This window comes from Bacteroidota bacterium, assembly GCA_016722375.1.
Lineage (GTDB): Bacteria > Bacteroidota > Bacteroidia > Chitinophagales > LD1 > Bog-950.
Genome location: JADKJG010000007.1, coordinates 262186 through 283897, shown reverse-complemented (window position 1 = coordinate 283897; position 21712 = coordinate 262186). Strand labels below are relative to the sequence as shown.

The 21712-nt window shown below is 42.6% G+C and carries 28 protein-coding genes and 1 pseudogene; 8 read left to right on the top strand and 21 right to left on the bottom strand.

Translation table 11 applies throughout. The features are described 5' to 3' along the window. Nucleotides 1–39: 39 nt before the first annotated feature. Nucleotides 40–987: a ribose-phosphate pyrophosphokinase gene (locus IPP77_12185; GenBank protein ID MBL0310395.1), complete on the bottom strand. Its 948-nt coding sequence runs from the start codon at nt 985–987 to the stop codon at nt 40–42. Between the two features lie 91 nt (nt 988–1078). Beyond that, nucleotides 1079–1711 carry an SDR family oxidoreductase gene (locus IPP77_12180; protein MBL0310394.1) on the bottom strand — a complete coding sequence of 211 codons (633 nt, stop codon included), beginning with the start codon at nt 1709–1711 and terminating at the stop codon, nt 1079–1081. 41 nt (nt 1712–1752) lie between these two features. Between IPP77_12180 and IPP77_12175 the strand changes: the two genes are divergently transcribed. Next, nucleotides 1753–2241: a methylated-DNA--[protein]-cysteine S-methyltransferase gene (locus IPP77_12175; GenBank protein MBL0310393.1), complete on the top strand. Its 489-nt coding sequence runs from the start codon at nt 1753–1755 to the stop codon at nt 2239–2241. A gap of 73 nt (nt 2242–2314) precedes the next feature. Here the strand turns inward: IPP77_12175 and IPP77_12170 are convergent, their stop codons facing one another. Then, complete coding sequence (locus IPP77_12170) at nt 2315–2947, bottom strand: carbonic anhydrase (GenBank protein MBL0310392.1); 633 nt, start codon at nt 2945–2947, stop codon at nt 2315–2317. A 233-nt stretch (nt 2948–3180) separates the two neighbouring features. Between IPP77_12170 and gyrB the strand changes: the two genes are divergently transcribed. Continuing rightward, nucleotides 3181–5133: a DNA topoisomerase (ATP-hydrolyzing) subunit B gene (gene gyrB / locus IPP77_12165; GenBank protein MBL0310391.1), complete on the top strand. Its 1953-nt coding sequence runs from the start codon at nt 3181–3183 to the stop codon at nt 5131–5133. A gap of 130 nt (nt 5134–5263) precedes the next feature. On the opposite strand, the gene mscL is transcribed toward gyrB, so the two are convergent. The 12 genes from mscL to IPP77_12105 all read right to left on the bottom strand — a co-directional run bounded on the left by mscL (nt 5264) and on the right by IPP77_12105 (nt 12613). After that, on the bottom strand, nt 5264–5635 hold the full coding sequence (mscL, locus tag IPP77_12160) for a large-conductance mechanosensitive channel protein MscL (protein ID MBL0310390.1): 372 nt from the start codon (nt 5633–5635) through the stop codon (nt 5264–5266). A gap of 325 nt (nt 5636–5960) precedes the next feature. Beyond that, nucleotides 5961–6761 carry a type I methionyl aminopeptidase gene (map, locus tag IPP77_12155; GenBank protein ID MBL0310389.1) on the bottom strand — a complete coding sequence of 267 codons (801 nt, stop codon included), beginning with the start codon at nt 6759–6761 and terminating at the stop codon, nt 5961–5963. A gap of 91 nt (nt 6762–6852) precedes the next feature. After that, entirely contained in the window at nt 6853–8205 is a 1353-nt protein-coding gene (secY, locus tag IPP77_12150; GenBank protein MBL0310388.1) for a preprotein translocase subunit SecY, read from the bottom strand. A gap of 93 nt (nt 8206–8298) precedes the next feature. Next, entirely contained in the window at nt 8299–8751 is a 453-nt protein-coding gene (gene rplO, locus IPP77_12145; GenBank protein MBL0310387.1) for a 50S ribosomal protein L15, read from the bottom strand. Nucleotides 8752–8817: 66 nt separating this feature from the next. Next, the gene (gene rpmD, locus IPP77_12140; GenBank protein MBL0310386.1) at nt 8818–8997 is read right to left on the bottom strand and encodes a 50S ribosomal protein L30; all 180 of its coding nucleotides are present in this window, start codon (nt 8995–8997) and stop codon (nt 8818–8820) included. A 59-nt stretch (nt 8998–9056) separates the two neighbouring features. Beyond that, entirely contained in the window at nt 9057–9575 is a 519-nt protein-coding gene (gene rpsE / locus IPP77_12135) for a 30S ribosomal protein S5 (protein ID MBL0310385.1), read from the bottom strand. 29 nt (nt 9576–9604) lie between these two features. Next, nucleotides 9605–9958 carry a 50S ribosomal protein L18 gene (gene rplR / locus IPP77_12130; GenBank protein ID MBL0310384.1) on the bottom strand — a complete coding sequence of 118 codons (354 nt, stop codon included), beginning with the start codon at nt 9956–9958 and terminating at the stop codon, nt 9605–9607. A 54-nt stretch (nt 9959–10012) separates the two neighbouring features. Next, the gene (gene rplF, locus IPP77_12125; protein MBL0310383.1) at nt 10013–10570 is read right to left on the bottom strand and encodes a 50S ribosomal protein L6; all 558 of its coding nucleotides are present in this window, start codon (nt 10568–10570) and stop codon (nt 10013–10015) included. Between the two features lie 21 nt (nt 10571–10591). Further along, nucleotides 10592–10993 (bottom strand): 30S ribosomal protein S8, encoded by a 402-nt coding sequence (rpsH, locus tag IPP77_12120; protein ID MBL0310382.1) that lies wholly within the window; start codon nt 10991–10993, stop codon nt 10592–10594. Nucleotides 10994–11033: 40 nt separating this feature from the next. After that, a complete protein-coding gene (rpsN, locus tag IPP77_12115) occupies nt 11034–11303 on the bottom strand; it encodes a 30S ribosomal protein S14 (protein ID MBL0310381.1) in 270 nt (89 codons plus the stop codon). A gap of 37 nt (nt 11304–11340) precedes the next feature. Next, a complete protein-coding gene (gene rplE / locus IPP77_12110) occupies nt 11341–11910 on the bottom strand; it encodes a 50S ribosomal protein L5 (GenBank protein MBL0310380.1) in 570 nt (189 codons plus the stop codon). A gap of 223 nt (nt 11911–12133) precedes the next feature. Then, the gene (locus IPP77_12105; protein ID MBL0310379.1) at nt 12134–12613 is read right to left on the bottom strand and encodes a transposase; all 480 of its coding nucleotides are present in this window, start codon (nt 12611–12613) and stop codon (nt 12134–12136) included. A gap of 596 nt (nt 12614–13209) precedes the next feature. Between IPP77_12105 and IPP77_12100 the strand changes: the two genes are divergently transcribed. The 3 genes from IPP77_12100 (at nt 13210) to IPP77_12090 (ending at nt 14855) form a co-directional block, all read left to right on the top strand. Continuing rightward, nucleotides 13210–13482 (top strand): hypothetical protein, encoded by a 273-nt coding sequence (locus IPP77_12100; protein ID MBL0310378.1) that lies wholly within the window; start codon nt 13210–13212, stop codon nt 13480–13482. A gap of 27 nt (nt 13483–13509) precedes the next feature. Further along, complete coding sequence (locus IPP77_12095) at nt 13510–13821, top strand: hypothetical protein (GenBank protein ID MBL0310377.1); 312 nt, start codon at nt 13510–13512, stop codon at nt 13819–13821. A 725-nt stretch (nt 13822–14546) separates the two neighbouring features. After that, nucleotides 14547–14855 carry a hypothetical protein gene (locus IPP77_12090; protein ID MBL0310376.1) on the top strand — a complete coding sequence of 103 codons (309 nt, stop codon included), beginning with the start codon at nt 14547–14549 and terminating at the stop codon, nt 14853–14855. Here IPP77_12090 and IPP77_12085 read toward each other — a convergent pair. Further along, nucleotides 14848–15681, bottom strand: a pseudogene (locus IPP77_12085) (IS5 family transposase). The gene IPP77_12090 and the pseudogene IPP77_12085 overlap by 8 nt on opposite strands. 110 nt (nt 15682–15791) lie before the next feature. Between IPP77_12085 and IPP77_12080 the strand changes: the two are divergent. Next, nucleotides 15792–16058, top strand: a complete 267-nt coding sequence (locus IPP77_12080; GenBank protein MBL0310375.1) for a hypothetical protein — start codon at nt 15792–15794, stop codon at nt 16056–16058. Nucleotides 16059–16228: 170 nt separating this feature from the next. On the opposite strand, the gene IPP77_12075 is transcribed toward IPP77_12080, so the two are convergent. From IPP77_12075 to IPP77_12055, 5 genes are read right to left on the bottom strand one after another with little or no spacing between them, the layout of a single operon-like run. Then, nucleotides 16229–16675 carry a hypothetical protein gene (locus tag IPP77_12075; GenBank protein ID MBL0310374.1) on the bottom strand — a complete coding sequence of 149 codons (447 nt, stop codon included), beginning with the start codon at nt 16673–16675 and terminating at the stop codon, nt 16229–16231. A gap of 14 nt (nt 16676–16689) precedes the next feature. Further along, a complete protein-coding gene (locus IPP77_12070; protein MBL0310373.1) occupies nt 16690–17634 on the bottom strand; it encodes a hypothetical protein in 945 nt (314 codons plus the stop codon). A gap of 34 nt (nt 17635–17668) precedes the next feature. After that, a complete protein-coding gene (locus IPP77_12065; GenBank protein ID MBL0310372.1) occupies nt 17669–18964 on the bottom strand; it encodes a hypothetical protein in 1296 nt (431 codons plus the stop codon). A 43-nt stretch (nt 18965–19007) separates the two neighbouring features. After that, complete coding sequence (locus IPP77_12060; protein MBL0310371.1) at nt 19008–19496, bottom strand: hypothetical protein; 489 nt, start codon at nt 19494–19496, stop codon at nt 19008–19010. Between the two features lie 46 nt (nt 19497–19542). Beyond that, the gene (locus tag IPP77_12055; protein MBL0310370.1) at nt 19543–20409 is read right to left on the bottom strand and encodes a hypothetical protein; all 867 of its coding nucleotides are present in this window, start codon (nt 20407–20409) and stop codon (nt 19543–19545) included. A 169-nt stretch (nt 20410–20578) separates the two neighbouring features. On the opposite strand from IPP77_12055, the gene IPP77_12050 reads away from it, so the two are divergent. Both IPP77_12050 and IPP77_12045 read left to right on the top strand, forming a co-directional pair. Further along, nucleotides 20579–21334, top strand: coding sequence for a hypothetical protein (locus IPP77_12050; GenBank protein MBL0310369.1), 756 nt, complete (start codon nt 20579–20581; stop codon nt 21332–21334). Nucleotides 21335–21368: 34 nt separating this feature from the next. After that, entirely contained in the window at nt 21369–21680 is a 312-nt protein-coding gene (locus tag IPP77_12045; GenBank protein MBL0310368.1) for a nucleotidyltransferase domain-containing protein, read from the top strand. The last annotated feature ends 32 nt before the right edge of the window (nt 21681–21712 follow it).

Genomic DNA, 21712 nt, shown 5'->3' with positions numbered 1-21712 from the left:
TTATGATTGTTTATTTGTTTACGATTTGATGATTATTAATTATACGCTTGGCGTTAGGAATAAGGAATTGATGCTCTTGTGTTCATGTGTATTTCTGATAGCCTGACCGAAGAGTTTCGCCACACTAAGCACCTTAATCTTCTTTGATTCCTGTTTGAGGGGGAGTGAGTTAGAGACAATCAACTCACTTAGTTGACTTTTTTCAATATTCTCATAAGCATTTCCCGAAAGTACCGGATGGGTACAAATGGCACGAACACTTTTAGCTCCCTTGCTCATCAGCATGTTAGCCGCACTGCAAAGGGTGCCTCCGGTATCTACCATGTCATCCACTAGGACCACATCTTTCCCTTCCACATTTCCGATTAGGGTCATTTCAGCTACTTCGTTGGCACGTTTGCGGTATTTGTCGCAAATCACCATGTCTGCATTGAAGTGCTGGGCATAGATGCGAGCTCTTTTCACACTTCCTACATCAGGAGAGGCGAAACAGAGATTGCTCCACTTTTGCTTCTGGATATAGGGAAGGAAAATGGCCGAGCCATTCAGGTGATCTAAGGGAATATCAAAGAATCCTTGGATTTGTCCCGCATGAAGGTCCATCGTCATGACGCGATTAGCACCGGCCGCAGTTAAAAGGTTGGCTACCAGTTTTGCGCCAATACCTACACGGGGACGATCTTTACGATCCTGACGTGCATAGCCAAAGTACGGAATCACCGCGGTGATATAGTCCGCAGAGGCTCTTTTAACAGCATCTATCATCATCAGTAGCTCCAGCAGATTGTCTCCGGGCGCATTGGTGTTTTGAATAATAAACACAAATGAACCGCGCACAGACTCCTGTATTTCGGGTTGAAATTCGCCATCGCTAAATCTAAGAACGTCCATCTTACCTAGGTCTTGACCATAGTGGTCAGCAATGTCCTCAGCTAGATATTTGGTTGCTGTGCCGGAAAAAAGTTGAACATCTGTAGTTAATAACATTAGGGAAGCCTTTTAAAAAGGACTGCAAAGATAATTTCTTAGTGGAAAAAACAAATTGGCGGAGGAAAGGCTAATGAAGGGACTGGTTTTGTCAGTAATTACAAATACCAACTCTGGTCTTCAAAAACTTATCCTCTACCATCTCCTTAACTATGAAATTTGCCAGATCGCCTGTATTTATCTTGAATAAACCTTCTGCGGGGTAATCCTTATTAACCCGATATCTTTCAGTTTTGACGGCAGCTACTATATCAGGGCAGCATACATAAGTCCAATCCATTTGGCTTTGACGAAGCACCTGATACACCTTATTGTGTCCCTCCCCAATGGCTTTATATTTGGGTGAATAATCTGGTTTGTCAAGCAATTGCATCGTTTCATTAAACTGCAATACCCCTAAGCCTCCAACCGCTAACACTCTTAGGATATTATTTTCTTTCATGGCTCTGATAAAAATCTTCATGGCTTCGCTCATCATATTCACGGCATCTCCTTCTAATTGATCTGTTCCCAATGCGGAGATAACTACCTCATTTCCTTTTATAGAATTAAGCACCGCTTGCTCGTCCAGAGCATTCCCCTCAACAACACTTAGACCAGGGTGCTTGACCACAGATTTGTTATTGCGAGCAAATGCCGTTACCTCATGGCCTGCCTCCAAAGCATATTGAACTATGTATCGCCCAGTTCTTCCTGTTGCGCCGAATACAATAACCTTCTTCATCCTGTCTATATTTCATCATGAAAATGCTACTTTTATCCTAGATGAAGAAGCATTTCTCGACTTATCTAGGCTGTCCTCTTGGAGAACTAGAAATAGTCGGCACGAATAAATTTATTACCGAGGTGAAATTTGTAATGGACCGGGGTGAAGATTCTGATAAGGTCCCTGAGATTCTTCGGCAGTGCAAAGATGAATTACAGGAATATTTTGAAGGGAAAAGGAAGGAGTTTACCTTGAATTTAAGCCCTGAAGGAACTGCATTTCAACAGATAGTGTGGTCTGAACTTCGCAATATTCCTTATGGTGAGACTACTGCTTACCGTACCATAGCCATACAATTAAAAAATCCTGGTTCAGTGCGTGCGGTGGGGCATGCCAATGCCAGAAACCCTATCGCCATTATCATTCCTTGCCATCGGGTAATAAGTGAAGATGGTAAATTGACCGGCTATGCCGGCGGTTTATGGCGAAAACAGTGGCTGTTGGAACATGAGGGGAATACCTCAGGAAAGAATCCGACACTTTTTTAAACTTTTATTGCGAATTACGACGACGCTATTTAACTCATTTGATATCTGAAAGAATCAGATGCTAGCTCGTGTTTTAAAAACTATCGAACTGATATACACTATCCAAGGTCGTTCCGGGTGGTATAATTTCAATAGCTTTGATGATCCCGTCATGCAAGGAATAAATCCATCCGTGAATGTGAGGGATCCCGTGTTCTGCCCATGACTTTTGCACAATAGACGTTTTGGCGAGATTCATCACCTGTTCTTTCACATTCAACTCTGCCATGCGGTTCAAGCGCTCCTCTTCAGTAGCAAGAGCATCTACTTCCTGCTGATGAATGCGATAGACATCCTTAATATTCCGGAGCCATTTATTCAGAATCCCAAAACTTTGATGCGTCATGGCGGCTTTCACCCCTCCGCAGCCATAATGCCCACAGACAATAATATGTTTCACGTGAAGCACCACCACGGAATAATGCAATACACTCAATAGGTTTAAGTCTGTATGAATAACCAGATTTGCCACGTTTCGGTGAACAAATATTTCTCCTGGTTTTGTATCTGTAATTTCATTGGCAGGCACTCGGCTGTCGCTACATCCAATCCACAAGATTTCTGGATTCTGTAATTTCTCAAGTTTTTCGAAGAAATCAGGCTCTACTTCTACCTGTCGTTTGGCCCACTGTTTATTTGCCGAAAGCAGTTTTCGAATTGTATCCATATCACTTCCTTAATTTTGGTGTTAAATGTAACATTTTGGTAAAAAGATCGTGTGACAAGGGCGTTCTTTGAGGCTAAATCACCTCGTTTTTTGTCCGAATTATTTAGGGATAAAATAATTGTGAAAAAGAAGAAGAAAGGGGGTGGAAATATTAACTTCGCGACACCTTAAAAAAGAACCGGATTCCGGTCAAATAATCCTAAAAAATGACAGCAGAAACTCAAGATATATCCATGGAAGAAAAAAAGGGCAAATCAGATTATTCCGCCAGCAGTATTCAGGTGTTAGAAGGCTTGGAAGCCGTGCGCAAACGCCCGGCGATGTATATAGGCGACACAGGTGCAAAGGGGCTTCACCACCTGGTTTACGAAGTAGTGGACAACTCGATTGATGAAGCGTTAGCAGGTCATTGTAAAAACATCTTTGTAACTATCCACGAAAACAATTCTATTTCCGTAAAGGATGATGGCCGCGGTATTCCGGTTGACATACACGAAAAAGAAGGGGTCAGTGCCTTGCAAGTGGTTATGACGGTGTTGCATGCTGGTGGAAAGTTTGACAAAGATTCCTATAAGGTTTCCGGGGGGCTACACGGTGTGGGTGTTTCTTGTGTGAATGCTCTTTCTATACATATGAAGGTGCAAGTTCACCGTCAGGGCAAGATGTATGAGCAGGATTACTCCGAAGGGAAACCCTTAGCTCCAGTAAAGGAAATCGGAACCACCGATTACAGAGGCACCATTGTTACCTTTCAACCCGATGCCACGATTTTTACACAAACGGTGTATAGTTATGATACCTTGGCAGCTCGCCTCCGTGAGTTAGCTTACCTGAACAAAAGCATTCATCTAAATCTTGTGGATGAAAGAGTGAAAGATGAAGAAGGCAATTTCAAACAGAATCATTTTTATTCTGAAGGCGGTCTGATTGAATTTGTCAAATACTTAGATAGCACCCGTGAGCCACTGATTCCACAGCCCATTTGGGTAGAAGGCAGCCGCGACAATATCGTGGTGGAAGTAGCGCTTCAATACAACACTACTTATAGTGAGAATGTACATAGTTACGTCAACAACATCAACACGATTGAAGGAGGAACTCACGTAGCTGGATTTCGACGGGCACTGACGAGAACTTTCAAATCTTATGGTGAGAAAAATAAGATGTTTGAAAAGCTGAAGGTGGAAATTGTAGGTGATGACTTCCGCGAAGGATTGACCTCCATAATTTCAGTTAAAGTTCCGGAGCCTCAGTTTGAAGGGCAAACAAAGACTAAACTTGGTAATAATGAAGTAGCCGGTGCAGTAGAGCAAATCTTTGGCGAAGTATTAGAACATTATCTGGAGGAAAATCCCAAGCAAGCGAAAATTATTTTTGACAAAGTGGTTTTAGCTGCTACTGCTCGTTTTGCAGCTCGCAAAGCGCGTGAAATGGTGCAGCGAAAAGGTGTCCTAAGTGGTGGTGGACTGCCTGGTAAGTTGGCTGATTGCTCCAGTAAAAACCGTGATGAAAGCGAGATATTTCTGGTGGAGGGCGATTCGGCGGGCGGAACGGCCAAGCAGGGACGCGACCGGCACTTTCAAGCCATCCTTCCTTTGCGCGGAAAAATCCTGAATGTAGAAAAGGCTATGGAGCATAAGATTTACGACAACGAAGAAATCGGTAACATGTTTACCGCATTGGGCGTAAAAATAGGAACCGCAGAGGATTCCAAAGCACTCGATATTGCCAAATTGCGATATGGAAAAATCGTCATCATGTGCGATGCCGACGTGGATGGCTCACACATCACTACGCTGATTCTTACCTTCTTCTTCCGGTATATGAAAGTATTGGTGGAAAACGGGCACATATACATTGCCTCTCCGCCTTTGTATCTTGTCAAGAAAGGTAAGGATCAAATTTACTGTTGGGACGATAAGCAGCGCATAAATGCAATTAAGGAATTAGCCAAAGGAGGCAAGGAAGATTCGGTTCATACCCAGCGATATAAAGGTTTGGGTGAAATGAACGCTGAACAACTTTGGGAAACCACGATGAACCCGGCTACTCGGACGCTGCGCCAGGTAACGATTGATAGCGCGGCGCAAGCAGATTATATTTTCAGTATGCTCATGGGTGACGAGGTACCTCCTCGTCGCGAATTCATTGAAAGCCACGCTAAGTTTGCACGGATAGACGCGTAAGTCAGATGGCAGTTTTTGTTTGACAGTTAGCTGCAAATAAAGTCGAACCGCTACCCCAAAAATAAACCCCGAAAGTCAGATTGACCTTCGGGGTTTATTATTTGCATTTTTACTTCTAAAATCCTTCTATCTATTTTTTCAGTGAATCTCTGATTTCCATTAGAAGTTTGTCGGTTGAAGAGGGTCCGGCTGGAGCTGCAGGAGCAGTTTCTTCCTTTTTCTTGGTTGCATTCATCCCCTTTATCAGTAGAAAAAGTGAAAATGCAATGATGATAAAGGTGAAAATGGCTTGAATGAACTTGCCATAAGCAACACTTGCCGCGCCTATCTCCACAGATAGTCCGCTAAAATCAATTCCTCCGGTCAGCACTCCAATAACTGGCATGATAATATCGGCAACCAATGAAGTGACAATGGCACCAAAGGCACCGCCAATAATGACTGCCACAGCGAGGTCTACCACGTTCCCTTTCATGGCGAAATCCTTAAATTCTTTTAACATGCTCATAGTTTTTTGTTTTTAGGTTAAATATTTGGGCTAAAGTAAGCGATTGTTTGATTTGCAGTTATTCAAATCCATATTATCCTCATATTTTTTATCTAATTCAGAACATTCAATGGGTTTGAATATCAGAGGGGGAAGGTTGACCGACTAAGTCGTCGGGTTATGGGGTATCTACAGTTTCTAACCGGGTATAAGGTTTTGCAAAACTGGTCAAGACCACGGAAAGGACCTAACCCGGAATACGTTGGTGCAAAACGTCGGAAGAAAATATGCTTTCCAGAGATTGGAAATAAATATTTTGTAGAAGATACTAGCTGATCGGTTATATTTTAACCAACTCTTGGTTTTTGGATATGGACATTTCAATCCATTCAAAAGAGCTAAGAATTTCAGCCTTTCCTACTTTGACAAGAATCGTATGCTCATAATGAGCAGAAGGGGTACCGTCCAAAGTAGCGATGGTCCAGTTGTCGCGCTTGGTATAAACATCTCGTTTGCCCAAGTTTACCATCGGCTCAATGGCAATGGTACAGTTTTCAGGTAATTTAGCACCGTCATTCCGCCTTCCATAATTCGGCACCTGCGGATCTTCATGCAGTGATTTTCCCAAGCCGTGTCCTACTAATTCGCGTACACATTTATATGGATGCTGGTGCTCGCAATAATCTTGAATGGCGAATCCTATATCACCTGTACGTTTGCCTGCAATGGCTTGGTCAATTCCCAGAAGTAAAGACTGCTTAGTAACACGGAGCAGATCTTGCGTGGCGGTTTTAACTTCACCGATACCAAATGTATAAGCCATATCAGCATGATAGCCATGCATATATAATCCACAATCTACCGAAACTATATCACCTGATTTATAAGCTACATTGGTAGGGATTCCATGCACCACCTCGTCATTTACCGATATGCAGAGTGCATTTGGGTAGCGATTATAACCTTTAAAGGATGGGTGAGCACCTAAATCTGTGATATATTCATCAGAAATTTTATCGAGTTGGAGACCGGTAGTGCCTGCATGAATCTGGGTGGCTATTTCGCCCATAGTTTTAGAAAGCAGTACGCAGTTCTTGCGAATGATTTCTATTTCCTCAACCGATTTTATTTTAATAGCCATGTTGAAAAGCAGATTGAAAGTGGACCACTATCAGTTGACAAGTTCTGCAGGCTTATCAAGCCGTTCATAGATTTGCGGTCAACTTTTGTCACTACATACTGGCGGTGGCAAAGCCCTGTCTCCCTTTGATACGACCGGAAGAAGTGAGCCCGTCATAGTGGCGGTTCAATAAATATGTTTCTACGGTAGCCAGCGTATCTAAAATAACACCCACCATGATAAGGATGGAACTGCCTCCAAAGAACAGAGCAAATGAGCGGTTCACATCAAACACCATGACCACAGCCGGTAAGATGGCAACCAATCCTAAGAAAAAGGCCCCGGGAAGTGTGATGCGAGAGATCACTGTATCAATGAAATCTTCCGTTTTTTTGCCAGGTTTCACTCCAGGAATAAATCCGCTATTGCGCTTCAAGTCTTCTGAAATCTGAGTCGGATTTACAATTAATGCAGTGTAGAAATAAGTGAAGGCTACTATCAAAAGAAAATAGGTTACGTTATAAATAACCGAAGTTAAATCATTGAACGCCATCAAAATTGGGTTGTTTTGATCCATACCTGGTAAAAACTGAGCAATGGTAGCGGGCAAAAACATGATAGCCTGAGCGAAAATAATGGGCATTACACCAGAGGCATTCAATTTAAGAGGAAGATATTGACGTACACCACCGGCCTGCATCATTTTTCCTCCCTGAACGATATTTCTTTTAGCATACTGAACAGGTATTCTTCTAGTTCCTTGAATCAAAAGAATACATGCGCCAATCACAACAATCAAGAAAGCCATCTCGATCACAAAAGCAAGAATGCCCCCCTTAGCTACTCTGGTTGTTAATTCCTCAACGATAGACTGAGGGAAACGCGCCAATATACCTACCATGATGATGAGGGAGATACCATTGCCTACTCCTTTGTCGGTAATTCTTTCGCCCATCCACATCACAAACAAAGTTCCTGCTGTGAGACAAACGATCGTCGATATCGAAAAAAGAATGGGTGATAGAGAGGGAATGATAGCTGCTGAATCTGCATTGCGCAGATACACCACATAACCGGCTGCCTGAAAAGCAGTCACAACGATGGTCAGTAAACGAGTATATTGATTCAATTCTCTTCTACCGCTTTCTCCTTCCTTCTGCAATTTCTGAAAATATGGAACCGCCAACGTCAACAACTGGATAGCGATAGAGGCCGAGATATATGGCATAATACCCAACGCAAAAATAGAAGCACGCGAAAACGCACCTCCTGCAAATAAGTTCACCAACCCCAACAAACCGCTGGCTCCCTGAGATGAAATATTATCAAGACTCGTGGGATCAATACCCGGAAGTGTGATAAACGTTCCAACACGATAAATAAGAATAAGACCAAGGGTCAGGAGAATTCTTTGGCGAAGTTCTTCTATACTCCAGATTTCTTTAAGTTTTTGAATCAGTTTCATGCAGGGTTTAATTTCTTTTTAATGCCTTTAAGGCTGCAATTCTAATTAAAAAAGTCCCGTTTACCGGGACTTTCTGTTTGTTTTTTTCAACGGTTACTTGACAATAGCGATAGTCCCACCTAGTCCTTCAACTTTTCCTTTTGCCGATTCGCTGATAGCGTGAGCCGATATATTAACCTTTGTTTTCAATTCGCCACCGCCTAACACTTTCAACAAAGCGCTCTTAGACAGTAGTTTTTTTTCACGAAGGCTATCTACAGTAAATTCTTGCAATCCGTATTTCTGTACAAATGCTTCGATCTGACCTAGGTTAACTGTTTTGTATTCAACGCGGGAGAAGTTTTTGAAACCAACCTTAGGCATTCTTCTCTGTAAAGGCATCTGACCTCCTTCAAAGCCTGCCTTACGCGAGTAACCGGAGCGAGACTGTGCTCCTTTATGACCGCGGGCAGATGTACCACCATCGGTAGAACCTTGTCCTCTTCCTAATCTTTTCTTTTTCCCTTTAACCGAACCTGCTGCAGGCTTGAGATTATGTAATTCCATGTTATTTGATTTTAGATTTCGGATTTTAGAAGAGAGATTGTTATCCCTTTAAATTCCAAATTCGATTTAAATGTTCTCTACCTTTACTAAATGCAAAACTTTGCGGACCATTCCGGCAATGGCAGGAGTATTTTCCATTTCATTGCTTGCACCGATTTTGTTCAGACCCAGTGCTTTCATTGTTCTTTTCTGGCGCTCATCCTTTTCGATGGTGCTTTTAATCTTAGTGACTCTAATCTTTCCCATAGTTCTTTAATTAATTGCTGTGTTTACTGTCAACCGATAACAGTCAACTGTTAACTATTTTATCCTTTAAATACTTTTTCCATAGCTACTCCTCTGTTTCTAGAAACAGTATAAGGGTCGCGTAATTGCGTCAAAGCATCCAATGTAGCCTTAATAACGTTTGCGGGGTTTGAACCTCCCTGAGACTTCGCCAACACATCTTTTATACCTGCGCTTTCCAAAACAGCACGCATGGAACCTCCGGCAATTACACCGGTTCCGGCAGAAGCTGGACGCAACATCACCTTAGCCGCACCAAATTTTCCGTGCTGAACGTGAGGAATGGTTCCTTTAAATATCGGAACGTTCACCAAATTCTTTTTGGCATCATCAATAGCTTTTTTAATTGCCTCCTGAACCTCACGGGCTTTTCCAAGTCCTTCACCAACAATGCCGTTGCCATTACCTACCACCACAGTGGCTGAGAAGGTAAAGGTACGTCCACCTTTGGTTACTTTGGTCACCCGGCGAATGTTTACCACCTTGTCTTTCAATTCGAGTTCGCTCGCTTTGAGCTTTTGAACGTTCAGTTTTGCCATTTTCTTTATTGAATCTGTCTAATGATTTATTAAAATTTCAATCCTCCTTCACGTGCACCTTCTGCAACGGCTTTCACTCTGCCGTGATATAGATATCCGCCACGGTCAAACACGACAGAAGTAATTCCTTTTTCAGCCGCTTTCTGCGCCAGCGTTGTGCCGATAGATTTGCTCTGCTCAATCTTGTTTCCCGTGCGGGCAAAATCCTTGTCTTTCGTAGATGCGGCTACCAAGGTAGTTCCTGTTTCATCGTTGACCAATTGAACATAGATTTCCTTGTTGCTACGATAAACACTCAACCGCGGCCTTTCGGCTGTGCCTGCAATCTTACCGCGGATTCTACTCCTGATTTTCTTTCTTCTTGTTGCTTTATCTACTGCCATGATTTCTATTATTTGTTATTCGTTAACTACCTGACGGCTTTCTATTAACTAACCTTATTTTTTAGATGCTGATTTACCTGCTTTTCTTCTCAGTGATTCACCAACAAACTTGATACCTTTTCCTTTATAGGGTTCCGGCTTCCGTATAGAGCGAATTTTGGCACATACCAAACCCAGCAAATCCTTATCGCTACACTCTAAAGTGACGATAGGGTTCTGGCCTTTATCTTGCTTCGCAGAAGCTGTAATTTCTTTCGGCAGCAAAACCACCACCGGGTGAGAATAACCAACCTGAAGGCTGAGCACTTGTTTGGCTACATCGGCACGGAAACCCACACCTACCAGTTCCATTTGTTTAGTATAGCCATCCGAAACACCAGTTACCATATTATTTAACAACGCACGGTAAGTACCATGTAATGATTTATGGCGCTTTTGTTCTGTCGGTCTTTCAACGCTCAAAATTCCGTTGTCTACCTTCACGGTAATATCCGGATCCACCGTTTGGAATAATTCTCCCTTGGGTCCCTTTACCTTTACTACGTTTCCGCTCATGATTTCAACCGAAACAGTTTTCGGAAGAGTGATGGGCGCTTTGCCTATTCGTGACATAATTATTTGGTTTATCTCGATTTAGAAAATCTCACACAAAACTTCTCCACCAATGCCTTGCGTTCTTGCCTGCTTGTCTGTCATCAGACCTTTTGAAGTGGAAATGATGGCAATTCCCAATCCGCTTAATACGCGCGGCAACTCCTCATGACCACGATACTGACGCAAACCAGGTGTAGAAACCCTTTTCAGGTTTTTAATCACGGGCTCTTTCGTGTTGCTATCAAATTTCAAAGCTATTTTGATAACACCCTGATTGTTTTCAGAGTCTTCAAACTTATACTTTAAAATATAACCGTGATCGTAAAGAATCTCGGTTATTTTCTTCTTAGTCTTAGAGGCCGGAATCTCCACAATACGGTGTCCCGCTTGTTGTGCGTTTCTGATTCTGGTCAAATAATCTGAAATAGGATCAATAATCATATTGTATGTTGATTAATGGTTAATTTTTAATGACAATAGTTTACCAAGACGATTTTGTGATACCCGGAATTTTTCCTGCACTAGCCAAATCGCGGAACTTAATACGCGAAACGCCAAACATCCGTACATAACCTCTACCTCTTCCGGTCAGGGCACAACGGTTGCGCAGTCTTACCTTAGAACTGTTCTTGGGCAACTTGTCCAAAAGCTCCCATTCACCTGCTTCTTTCAAGGTCTTTCTTTTTTCCGCAAACTTCGCCACCAATCTTTCTCTTTTGCGCTGACGGGCTTCTACTGATTTCTTTGCCATACCTTAATATTCTGTTTGGTATTTTATTTTTTGAAAATTATGCTTTAATATCTTTTTTGAAAGGGATACCTAATGCCTCTAAAAGAGCATAGGCCTCTTCATTGGTCTTGGCATTGGTGACGAACGTGATGTCCATCCCGTTAATTCTAGTTACCTTATCAATTTCCATTTCAGGGAAAATAATCTGCTCCTTAATACCCAGTGTATAATTGCCGCGTCCATCAAAAGCCTTGTTGTTCACTCCTTTGAAGTCACGAACACGAGGCAATGAAACGGAAACCAGACGGTCTAAGAACTCATACATTCTTTCTTGACGTAAAGTAACGCGAGTGCCGATAGGCATTCCCTCACGCAATTTAAAATTGGAAATGGCCTTCTTGGCATACGTAGCAACGGCTTTCTGACCAGCAATAGCAGTCATTTCGTTCACAGCCACATCCACCAACTTTTTATCGGTCGTAGCGCCGTTCACACCTTGATTCAAACAAATCTTTTTTAAGCAAGGAACCTGCATGACAGAAGTGTAATTGAACTTCTTCATTAATGCCGGAGCAATTTCGTCTTTGTAGCGCTTCGCTAGGCGCGGAGCATATTTCGCTGTCTTCATTCTATATGTTTTGGCACGATTCCAACCGTGCGGTTTTTAAAAAAGGACTGCAAAAATAGCCTTTGCCACCATAGTTCCAAATAATTATGTAGAAATTAGGGTAAAATATCTGCCCTTTGATCCGTAGAGACGCAAAATATTGCATCTCTCTTTAAAAATTGTCCCCCTCACCATCAGCCGCAAAATTTTGCGGCTCTACTAAAAGACGCATAATAATGCGTCTCTACATCCACAGGTTTTGGAGGTTCTCTTTATCCTCTGCCCATTTTGCCGGGTTATCTATGATATATTGCCTGATATTGTTCAAATCCTTTTCGCTGCGGATAATGTGGTCATAAAATCTCGATTGCCAGGCAAAATCAATTTCATTCATGGTCGCGTGTTTTTTTACCCCTACCTTATAACCGCGAATGACCGAGGCAAGGTTTTGAGACTGTGGCCCGAACTGGTTCGGTTTCCAATCTCGGTATTCCGGTTTATTGAAAAACAAGATACCATGAACATGATTGGGCATCACAATAAATTCATCCAATTCCACAAAAGGAAAATGTTTTGGAATTTCTGTCCAGAATGCTGCGGCAATTTTGCCGATAGGGCTGTACCGTAGAGACGCAATATTTTGCGTCTTTTTAAAATCGCCCCTATCACCATCAATCGCAATATTTTGCGTCTCTTTATCATTGACATCTCTACCATCAAACACAATATTTTTCGGTACTATGTTTCGGGTTCTGTCATTCGGAGACCCAAGATGTTGGTTTCGGATTCTGTCATCAGGAGACGCAAAATATTGCGTCTCTACAAAATAGGGCAACCGGTCTTGGGTACAAATGGTTATGAAATACATTCCATGTGAACCATAATCATAGCCCGACAGTCGGGCAGATGGAATTCGGTATTTGTTCTGGAAACAAATCCATTGATATTAGTGCTTACCTCTTTTTCTATCATACAGATGATATGTCTTTCGTCTTGCCTTTATTCACCCTTATAATCTCCTCTTTAATTGGTTGGAATGATAAATAAAGGCAAAAGTTAAGATGATTTGCAAAATTCACGCAACAAGAAATTAGCCTTTGGCTAATGGAGGGTTAAAAGCAGCCTGATTGAATTGGGAGGAGGAACAGCCTGCGGCTAGGAGGGTTGGCGATCTTTAAAGTTGGAGACTTTCTATTATTAATACTTCCAAGTGCGTTGCGCTGATACTTGGAAGAACAGGGTAAAAAAAATGGTCATTATCTTCCGCTTCAACTAGTGATAATACCATTGGCGGCAAGTTGATAAACTAAAAAATGTATTATGGACTACTTTATAACCAATCATTCAAATAGAGTAATTGACAAAGACAAATCAAATGCAATCAAATACCACTTGTATCGAGATTGTAAAGATCTTAATGCAGATTATGAAAAAAAGGAAGAGTTTCACTTAAATTCAGGTATATCTTCACTTAGTTATGAGAATGAAGACGAATTGATAAGGCATCTTTTAATAAAAAAGATAATTGCAACTCGTTGTCTTGGCTGCGAACAGAAATATTTAGCTTCCGTACATGACGAGTTTACAAAATAGAAGTTGAAATTCTCACAACATAAGTTTATGGAACAACCCACAATCATAAAGCAAGATAAAAGACAAGACTTAACTGTGATCGTGACTACCATTCAAACTGAGATGGGCTATTTTACAAATATTAGCATCGAAACGGGGGGCGTGATAATTGAAGAGGAAAGGAAATCGGATAGTTTGGAACTGGCTGAAATACAGCATAATTTAGCAGTAACAGAGTTTTTAAGAAATGACATACGAATAATACCCAATGAGGAGGAGCGTCCTATGGTTAGCCGCGAAAACCCTTATTTGCATAACAACCCCTCTTTTACTAAGATGCTTCCGGGCACAGAGTTCTAATTTTCTTCCGCTCCAATTATCACTAGCTTTGTTCCTATTCACAACAAAACAGGTTAGATTCTAACCTATTTAGCGACAAAACTCACATAAACCGCTCCGATTCTCATTATTCCCGTTGCAATCATCACTTAAACAGCATCGAAACTCACTAGTTTCGTTACTGTTCTCACTAGTTTCGAAACGATTTATACATAAACAGGAGCGATTCATGCTTGAATCGCAACGATGATGGTTTGTTTCGCTAACCACCTGCTGCAAAGCGAATTAGCTTGTTTGGTAGTCTGGTATTATGCTCAAAACAAATCTATTTAAGCCGAAATGTTTATATATTTTCTAGCTTATGCCACAGGGCTTTATGCGTATTTCTAATCCTGTAAAGATAATTTTTTCGATTTGCTATATCAGTTAGCATGTCGGCTGCTTATATTTGCACCATCAATTAGGACAAGGCCCGTAAGCCCAGACCTGAAAGATAAAGTAAACCAATCCTCCTTACCTATATAGGAGAAGTTTCGACAGACTCAACGACCAAGGCGCGCATTGGTTACTGAGCTTATCGAAAGACACCGAGTCAGGCCGTAAGGCAGGAATGGTTTGCAAATTTGAAACCGAAATTTGTTTTGGTTGCCCTTTTATCTCTCTCCAGCCGGTAGGCCTAGGCAGGAGGGGACTGAAGGACAAAAAAGGAAATGAGGTAAATTTTATAACAGTTTAAACAAAAAATTATGAGTAGAGTAAAAATTGGATTCAATGTATCTGTGCCGCAGCAGATTGAAAAATCGCGGAACTTTGTAATCAGCTTGACCGGTAATCCATTCTATGCTATGCCGATTCCGGCGCTGGCCGATATAACGCTTGCCGTTGATGCGCTGGAGGTAGCCTACATAGAAGCCCTGAACCGCGACAAGGAAAAGAAACGCATCATGCGCATCCGTCGCCGCGCACTGAAGGAATTGATCGTGAAGCTGGCGGACTATGTGCAAACGCAAAGCGGAGGCGATGAGGAGATTAGACCTCTTTCCAAAATCAAATAGGCTTAGTTAGTAAGTTAGCAATAGCCGCGATTAGGTTGAGCCGCAATTTGAACCTTCTTCTTCTGTTTCGATATTTTTCAGCCAGTATTCTGAATATTTTGAGTTTTCGGATGATATTCTCGATAGCCACCCTGCTGGAGGATATCCGTTGGTTTCTTTGTTTATCTGTTTTGGTAAGCGGATTTTTCTTGCTTCTTTTCTTTGGTATTTCGGTATTGGGATGTGCCTTTTGTAATCCTTGGTATCGGTATCTACTTCTGCGGTTATGGTGGGATGGATGGGTGTTTGGCTTTGTTTATACAGCTTGTAATCATGCTTGCGTCCATTTCCCACTTCGGTGCAAACAATCTGTCGGGTATTTTGGTCTGCTATTATCTGTGATTTTAAGGTGTGTCTTTTCTTTTTACCTGAGTAATAACGCCGCTGTTTTTTTTAGGTCGCTCAATAGGGGTTTCCGTCACATCTATCCAGACTAGCTCAAACTTATTTTCCGGACGGGTAAGTACCTTTTTGCCGGCAAATGAAACCGAGGATCGTTGATGAGCTTATGCTCCGTATCCATAATTATTTTGCAAACCGCCGATTCACTAATGTCATAGGTAACGCCAATATGGAACATCGTTCGATACTCCCTGTAATACATCAGGAGCATCAAAACCTTGTCCTCTAAACTTAATTTGGAAGCCACTCCACGGCTTGGGTGCTTTCTTGCTTTTGCATTTGCCTCTTCTAGAGCCTGCACCATCAGATGAAACACCTCTCGGGTGACTCCTGTACTACGTTTAAACTGTGCCTTTGGCTGTTTTTGAATAATTGTCCATCGCATGAAGCAAAGAAATTATCAAACTTCTGTTTTTCCACAATTCAATCAACAGAACACATAGTCTAGTGTACTTATTTTTAGAATAAACCCATTTTGGAAAGAAGTCTATTATCTTGAGCAGTGGGTTTGAAGTGCGGAAGGAGCGGGCACCGATACCGGTGCCCGATAAGCCTCAATCTGTAAAAGTGAATCCGGCAAAGCATGATGATGAACTGGAAGTTATTGTCAAACCGGTGCGCGGCGCGAAAGCATATATCTATCGCATGTACGTCGGAACAATGAGCGCAGAACCGATCATCATGGGTGCGAGTTTGAAAGGTCGTTTCATTGCCGGTAATCTAAATTCCATCACCCGTTATTGGTTCCAGTCATGGCGCTGAATGCCTCTGGTGTCAGCGCTTGGAGTGACCCGGCGATGGGTATCACACTGTAAGATTTACTGCGGGGACGCGGTTGCTTTGGTTAGCTCTGAAACCCTGTTCTGCGAAAGCGGAACGGGGTTTCTTTTTTTATGATGGTTCGAGGAGTTCTGCTTTTCGCGAGGTAATGACTATTTATTAATCATCAATGCGGGAGTTTCAATTGTATTGCTTTGATTGCCTGCACGGTCAACCAAGTAGATAGAATAGGTAGCGGTTTCGGTCGTATTGTTATCGTCAATAAAACCCTGTGGAGGCAAATTGATTTTTAGCGGACCGCTGATGATGATGTTTGCATTGTCGGGAGCCAACTGCCTAATTCTGAATTCGCTGGTTACATTGTTTCTATTATCCCGCACAAAAAGATTTTTTGCATCCGGTGTGTTTTCTCCCAAATCGCCATTGCCATCTGTATATTCTATCGTAATTACCAATTCGTCCTGATAACGAATAGCCGGATTGGGATTCATCGAAACAAACTTTATAGAAGGCACCTCGCTGATGGCTTCTTCTTTCTTGCAACCCGCAAAGAGCAAGAGGAGAAAAAGGGCAGGATAAATGATACGGGATAATTTCATCGGACGGTTGCTTTCTATTTTCTGATAAATGACCAATAGCTTTTGTATGGAAACAAAGTTTCATTGCGCGGATACTCTGTATCATTCGGGCGGCTTCCATCGTTCACATAATAGCGCATAAACAAAGTATCGTTCATCGGCAGCGACGAAGCAGGAACCGTTACCAGCCACGCCGACTGAAGACCCAGAGTGAAATAGGTGGCCGTATAAGACCAACCGGAACTAAAATTATCTGCATCGGTAGAAATCTTTAGTGTATTCTTCTTCAACTGACTGACCGGTGTACTGTCATCGCTCAACTGAAAGGCCACATAAAAAGAAGCCACCGAATCAGGAATGATGAACGGATTATAATACACAGAATCTAACCGGTCTTTTACTTCCACCGAATAATATTTTGTCAACGAGGTATTGGCGGCGGCATAGCCCTCAATCACCGGCTCGGCGTTTGGCAGTTTAGCTACTTTTCCAAACATATCTCTTGCTCCGTGCATGATCCATTGTGTGATGAGGTTAATACTTGAATCGGGTAAGGGAACGCCGATAGTATCCTGTGGCATCCGGTCATTGTTATTCACGAAGCAGCACTTAGTAATCCGTTCATGCAACACCGACTTCGCCGTGTCGAAAGGAATCACGCGATAGAAAAATGTTTTGGCGGCATTGTTTTTACTGATCGGTGCATATACTAAAGAAGAGAAGGACGACTGCGGCGTTCTGAAGTCCGGTTCAAAATTTCCGACATGGCAGCCCGGCAAAGCACAACGGCTGGCAAGAACTTTATTATGAACATAAGTAATGGTCAATGAATCTAAAGGAATCTCTTGCCGAGTGGTATCGTCGCGAAGGATAGCATCATAAGGATTCTTGGGCAATAGGCCATCTTTCTTGCACGAATGAATCAGGAATAATACAAGCACTACTGATGCTGCTAAAAAAATTTCCCGGTTGTATTTCATTTCCAATTCCTCCAATTAATCACCTTCAAATCAACTATACAAAAGCGGCATCCAAAGCTCTTCCATCCAAAATCCCTCCGGGCATTTCTGAATCAAAACCCAATACCTTGGCTATGGTGGGAACAATGTCCACGCTTTCACCCGCCGTCGTATTAATCACCTGATTTTGTTTCACCACACTTGGCGGACCAACAACGAGACAGAATACTTTCCGGCTCATCTCATCGTTCGTGTGGTCTAAGGCAAAGCGACCGTTAATATCTCGCACTGTGTTGTTTTGCAGATTTCGTCCATGCTCCGGTGCTACAATCAACACCGTATCATTCGCCATGCCGGGTGTGGCTTGAATTGCTTCCCACAATTTATATAATGCAAAATCAGCTAAGCGGATATTGTCCACGTACTTTGTAAAGTCAAAATGTCCGATGTCAATGCCTTGCATATTCACCACCATCAGTTCCGGTTTGAACTGCTTCATGATTTGAACGCTGGCGAAGATGTTCAGCATGTCGCCTTGCATCGGCACGCCCCAGGGATTAGAATAAACGCCGGTTGCCGCCTTATTCATTTCTGAGTACAGAAAATCCTGCAACAGCAAGGCATCTCCCGGTGTGTTTTGAATGCCGTTGAAAACCAGTTCACTACTGGTTCTAAACTGACCGTTCATCAATTCCTTCATCAAATCATTCTTCGATTTTTCGCCGGGAGTGAATTGAGCCGGATTGTTCAGCGCCGTGTTGGTAGAGGGATTTACCATAGAAAAAGGCTGAATAGAATTTGCCCCATACAAGGCGCCGTATCCCGGATAGGCGCTGTAATTCAAGAAAGGATAAGGCCCCAATGAATCACTGACCCACCAAGAGTTGAGCGCGCTGTTGGTGGGTGAATTATGTTTCCGGTAATATTCAAAAACGGTCGGGTATTTGGGCGGCTGCTTCAGTTGAATAGACTCATCAGAATACTTTCCGGTAATGGCAGTCGTATGCCCATTGTAGTGACCGGTGGGACCGCTGGCGTATCGCACATCCTTAAACAAGGTGCCCATCGTTTGTAATCTTTGTGAAGCGGGTGAAGGCAGCGCAGTCATAGAGCCGGCTATATCCGACGATATAGATTCATCACCGGTCAGCGTATTGCGCATCAGATTGCCTTCGGCTTTCTGCATGCTCTCTAAGTTCCTCACTCCTCCTGCAAAGAGGCAGAACACGACGTGATTCACTTTTCGCGAACCGGTGGCGGCGAACAATCTGCCGCTGGGCAGGATATAGGGAATCACCATACTGCCCGCAGCGGTCAGTCCTGCATTTCTTATGAACGTTTTCCTTTTCATTTTTTCTTCAATTTAAACAATATTCACCCATACAAATCCTGCACTAATAGTATCGGTACTCCTCCGAAGTCATCAGAGAATAAAAAATCATCTTCGGAGTGATGTCCGTATTTTTCTCAATCAAATCTTTCATCTTCCATGCTTCGAACTCGGTGGGCTTGCGATTATAAAACCGCAGATAAGCACTTTGAATAAAGGCCCCTACATCTGTCCGCATTTCGCCGTTGGTCGGAAGCTGCACCCCCGAACGATTGAGCAGGCTCTTGACGATCATATCTTCCAATATTTTTTTATCGCCAAAGGCTTGATAGATCACATCCATCTTCCCTAATTCTTCATTGGTTATAGAAGTGCCGAACAAGTGGTTGTATAAAATGGAAACAAACTGAAGCGTGGTCTTCTGCGTTTTCTTCTCCGCAGCATTCTGATACAACTGCTGCTCTTGCACCTCATAAATCACTCGCTGCTCTTTCTTGCATCCTGATACGGCGAGCAATAAAACGAGGCCGCCTATCCAAATTGCCGGTCTCATATTTTTGTATTTCATTTTCATACCATCAGGTTCTCAAATCGTCCAATCATTCTAGTCCGGCATATTCATCGCGCGACAAAACATCTTTCAACAAGCTCTTGTAGTTGTTGGTGGATTTATAAATGTCTGCAAAAAAATAAATCTCTGCCGGCGAAGGTTCTCTGAAAAGATATTTGCGAAACACATAGCGCACCTGCCCTTCAAAATAATCATCCGAATTGAAGAAGATGCGCAAATAATCATTCTTGTTCTTTCCCAAATTAAAAAAGAGGGCCGCGCTTTGCCCGTCCGCCATCAACTTGGATTGCGTTAGCTCTACGGCGGTGGGATAGCGAAATAAAAAATTCTGGAAGGTGGATATCACAAAATTTTCTGTACCCATATTGATTTGATCATAGAAATAATTGTTGGCACATCGCCGTTGCATTTCCTTGAAATCAACTTGGCCATTCAGGAGATTTTGTCGGGTGTTTTGCAGCGTGTCTAACCGGTTCACTTCGCCGCGCAGCAAATCGAAAAAGGGCGCATACGAAGGCTGTGCAAGCAGCGATTCAAAAAGTTTTATTTGCCCATCAATTTCAATCGAGTCGGTGTTTTGTAAATATTCGGCTCGCGCCACATTATAACTGTTTTGATAAAATTCGTCTTTAGCTAACAGCATATCCATAAACTGTTTCCGGTTCTCCCACGAAAAATTATCCTGCCGCAACACCACCAGCGCTTCGGCCTTTTCGTTACCGATTGGTTCGCGCCCCGCCAGGTTGACGTAGGCTTTATAAACATATAACTGCATGGTGGAAGAGTCAATCGTGTGATCGGGCGGAGGCACATTGTCCAGCACCCGTACCTCTTCTATTTTGTTGCACGAAACCAGCAGCCCAACCGCCACTAAAATAAAAGCCCATCTATTCATCGCTGAAAACATCTGTATGATAACGGAGGTAAAAATATAAAATTGGCTTGGCGGCAGCTAATTGCTGTTGGTTAATAAAAAATGAATGAATCAAATTGTATGAATTTGGCAATCGGAAAAAAACAATGGCCATGACCAGCGCAAATTGTTTTGGCCACTATATATATGTATGAACTCGGTCTCTCGGTTCTTCTTGGTCATTCCCAAAACAATTTTATACATTTACAATAAAATAATGCCCATGCAGGAGGAAGAGATAGCCTATTATAGAAACGAGATAGCCCGACTAAACGCAGTTATTACCGCTCTGCTTAAATACAATGAGCTTCTGAACGTGGAGATCGCCCATGCAAAAACAGGGGAGCGGCTACCGGACGAAGGGATGGTACATGCAGAAACAGGGAAGCCACTTCCGAACGAAGAGATGGTAGATGCAAAAACAGGAAAGCCGTTTCGAGACATGGAGATGGTACATGCAAATACTTACATAGGCAATCATGACGTTACTAAGCCACTTGCCGAAACTCACATGGGCAATCTCAGCGTTACAAAGCCACTCGCCGAAACTTACATGGGCAATCCCAACCTTACAAAGCCACTTCCCACTTTAATCGAGCCTTCTCCGAAAATGATTTCGGCACTATACAGTATTTTGAAGGGCAAAGGATTTAATAAGATACGGCATGGCGCAATTCGCAATGCGGCTAAACTCCTGATTCACTTCCACAACAAAAAAAGCGGCGACCATTCCGAACTGCAAAAGCTCACCGGACTTTCGCGATACGGCACGGCCAAGTTCGTTGCCTCGCTCAAAAAAAGAGGATTGATTGTCCGCAACGGCTGGCAGCAGTTCCTTATTTCAAGCAGCGCCGAAGCCATGATTCGCGAAGCCTGGGAGAAAACGGATGGGGAGGGGAATTTGTAAAACCTCCGCTTTGGCTTTTCCATATATTCGCAGTATGATTCATAAGAGTATAGCAAACAAATTGCCCCTGCTGATAAGCTTGTTGCGCAATCATAAGGTGAAGCGGGCTTATGCCTTTGGCTCAGTATGTACGGACCGATTTAATCCGGAAAGCGATGTGGATTTGCTCATTGCCTTTCAGGATGATTTAGACCCCATTGAATACGGCGACTTGTACTGGTCACTGGATGAAAAGTTGCCTGAGTTGTTGAATCGTCCGGTGGATATTATTACGGAGAAGCAACTTCGCAATCCCTATTTTATCAAGGTGATGAATCGAACCAAAACTCCGATTTATGAAGGATGAAATAGACTTTGACAACTTTTTAAAAGTTGTAA

What these genes read in the sequence shown, in the direction of transcription:
- IPP77_12185 (MBL0310395.1), bottom strand. Translation starts at nt 987, where the DNA reads ATGTTATTAACTACAGATGTTCAACTTTTTTCCGGCACAGCAACCAAA.
- IPP77_12180 (MBL0310394.1), bottom strand. Translation starts at nt 1,711, where the DNA reads ATGAAGAAGGTTATTGTATTCGGCGCAACAGGAAGAACTGGGCGATAC.
- IPP77_12175 (MBL0310393.1), top strand. Translation starts at nt 1,753, where the DNA reads ATGAAGAAGCATTTCTCGACTTATCTAGGCTGTCCTCTTGGAGAACTA.
- IPP77_12170 (MBL0310392.1), bottom strand. Translation starts at nt 2,947, where the DNA reads ATGGATACAATTCGAAAACTGCTTTCGGCAAATAAACAGTGGGCCAAA.
- gyrB (MBL0310391.1), top strand. Translation starts at nt 3,181, where the DNA reads ATGGAAGAAAAAAAGGGCAAATCAGATTATTCCGCCAGCAGTATTCAG.
- mscL (MBL0310390.1), bottom strand. Translation starts at nt 5,635, where the DNA reads ATGTTAAAAGAATTTAAGGATTTCGCCATGAAAGGGAACGTGGTAGAC.
- map (MBL0310389.1), bottom strand. Translation starts at nt 6,761, where the DNA reads ATGGCTATTAAAATAAAATCGGTTGAGGAAATAGAAATCATTCGCAAG.
- secY (MBL0310388.1), bottom strand. Translation starts at nt 8,205, where the DNA reads ATGAAACTGATTCAAAAACTTAAAGAAATCTGGAGTATAGAAGAACTT.
- rplO (MBL0310387.1), bottom strand. Translation starts at nt 8,751, where the DNA reads ATGGAATTACATAATCTCAAGCCTGCAGCAGGTTCGGTTAAAGGGAAA.
- rpmD (MBL0310386.1), bottom strand. Translation starts at nt 8,997, where the DNA reads ATGGGAAAGATTAGAGTCACTAAGATTAAAAGCACCATCGAAAAGGAT.
- rpsE (MBL0310385.1), bottom strand. Translation starts at nt 9,575, where the DNA reads ATGGCAAAACTGAACGTTCAAAAGCTCAAAGCGAGCGAACTCGAATTG.
- rplR (MBL0310384.1), bottom strand. Translation starts at nt 9,958, where the DNA reads ATGGCAGTAGATAAAGCAACAAGAAGAAAGAAAATCAGGAGTAGAATC.
- rplF (MBL0310383.1), bottom strand. Translation starts at nt 10,570, where the DNA reads ATGTCACGAATAGGCAAAGCGCCCATCACTCTTCCGAAAACTGTTTCG.
- rpsH (MBL0310382.1), bottom strand. Translation starts at nt 10,993, where the DNA reads ATGATTATTGATCCTATTTCAGATTATTTGACCAGAATCAGAAACGCA.
- rpsN (MBL0310381.1), bottom strand. Translation starts at nt 11,303, where the DNA reads ATGGCAAAGAAATCAGTAGAAGCCCGTCAGCGCAAAAGAGAAAGATTG.
- rplE (MBL0310380.1), bottom strand. Translation starts at nt 11,910, where the DNA reads ATGAAGACAGCGAAATATGCTCCGCGCCTAGCGAAGCGCTACAAAGAC.
- IPP77_12100 (MBL0310378.1), top strand. Translation starts at nt 13,210, where the DNA reads ATGGACTACTTTATAACCAATCATTCAAATAGAGTAATTGACAAAGAC.
- IPP77_12095 (MBL0310377.1), top strand. Translation starts at nt 13,510, where the DNA reads ATGGAACAACCCACAATCATAAAGCAAGATAAAAGACAAGACTTAACT.
- IPP77_12090 (MBL0310376.1), top strand. Translation starts at nt 14,547, where the DNA reads ATGAGTAGAGTAAAAATTGGATTCAATGTATCTGTGCCGCAGCAGATT.
- IPP77_12075 (MBL0310374.1), bottom strand. Translation starts at nt 16,675, where the DNA reads ATGAAATTATCCCGTATCATTTATCCTGCCCTTTTTCTCCTCTTGCTC.
- IPP77_12070 (MBL0310373.1), bottom strand. Translation starts at nt 17,634, where the DNA reads ATGAAATACAACCGGGAAATTTTTTTAGCAGCATCAGTAGTGCTTGTA.
- IPP77_12065 (MBL0310372.1), bottom strand. Translation starts at nt 18,964, where the DNA reads ATGAAAAGGAAAACGTTCATAAGAAATGCAGGACTGACCGCTGCGGGC.
- IPP77_12060 (MBL0310371.1), bottom strand. Translation starts at nt 19,496, where the DNA reads ATGAGACCGGCAATTTGGATAGGCGGCCTCGTTTTATTGCTCGCCGTA.
- IPP77_12055 (MBL0310370.1), bottom strand. Translation starts at nt 20,409, where the DNA reads ATGAATAGATGGGCTTTTATTTTAGTGGCGGTTGGGCTGCTGGTTTCG.
- IPP77_12050 (MBL0310369.1), top strand. Translation starts at nt 20,579, where the DNA reads ATGAACTCGGTCTCTCGGTTCTTCTTGGTCATTCCCAAAACAATTTTA.
- IPP77_12045 (MBL0310368.1), top strand. Translation starts at nt 21,369, where the DNA reads ATGATTCATAAGAGTATAGCAAACAAATTGCCCCTGCTGATAAGCTTG.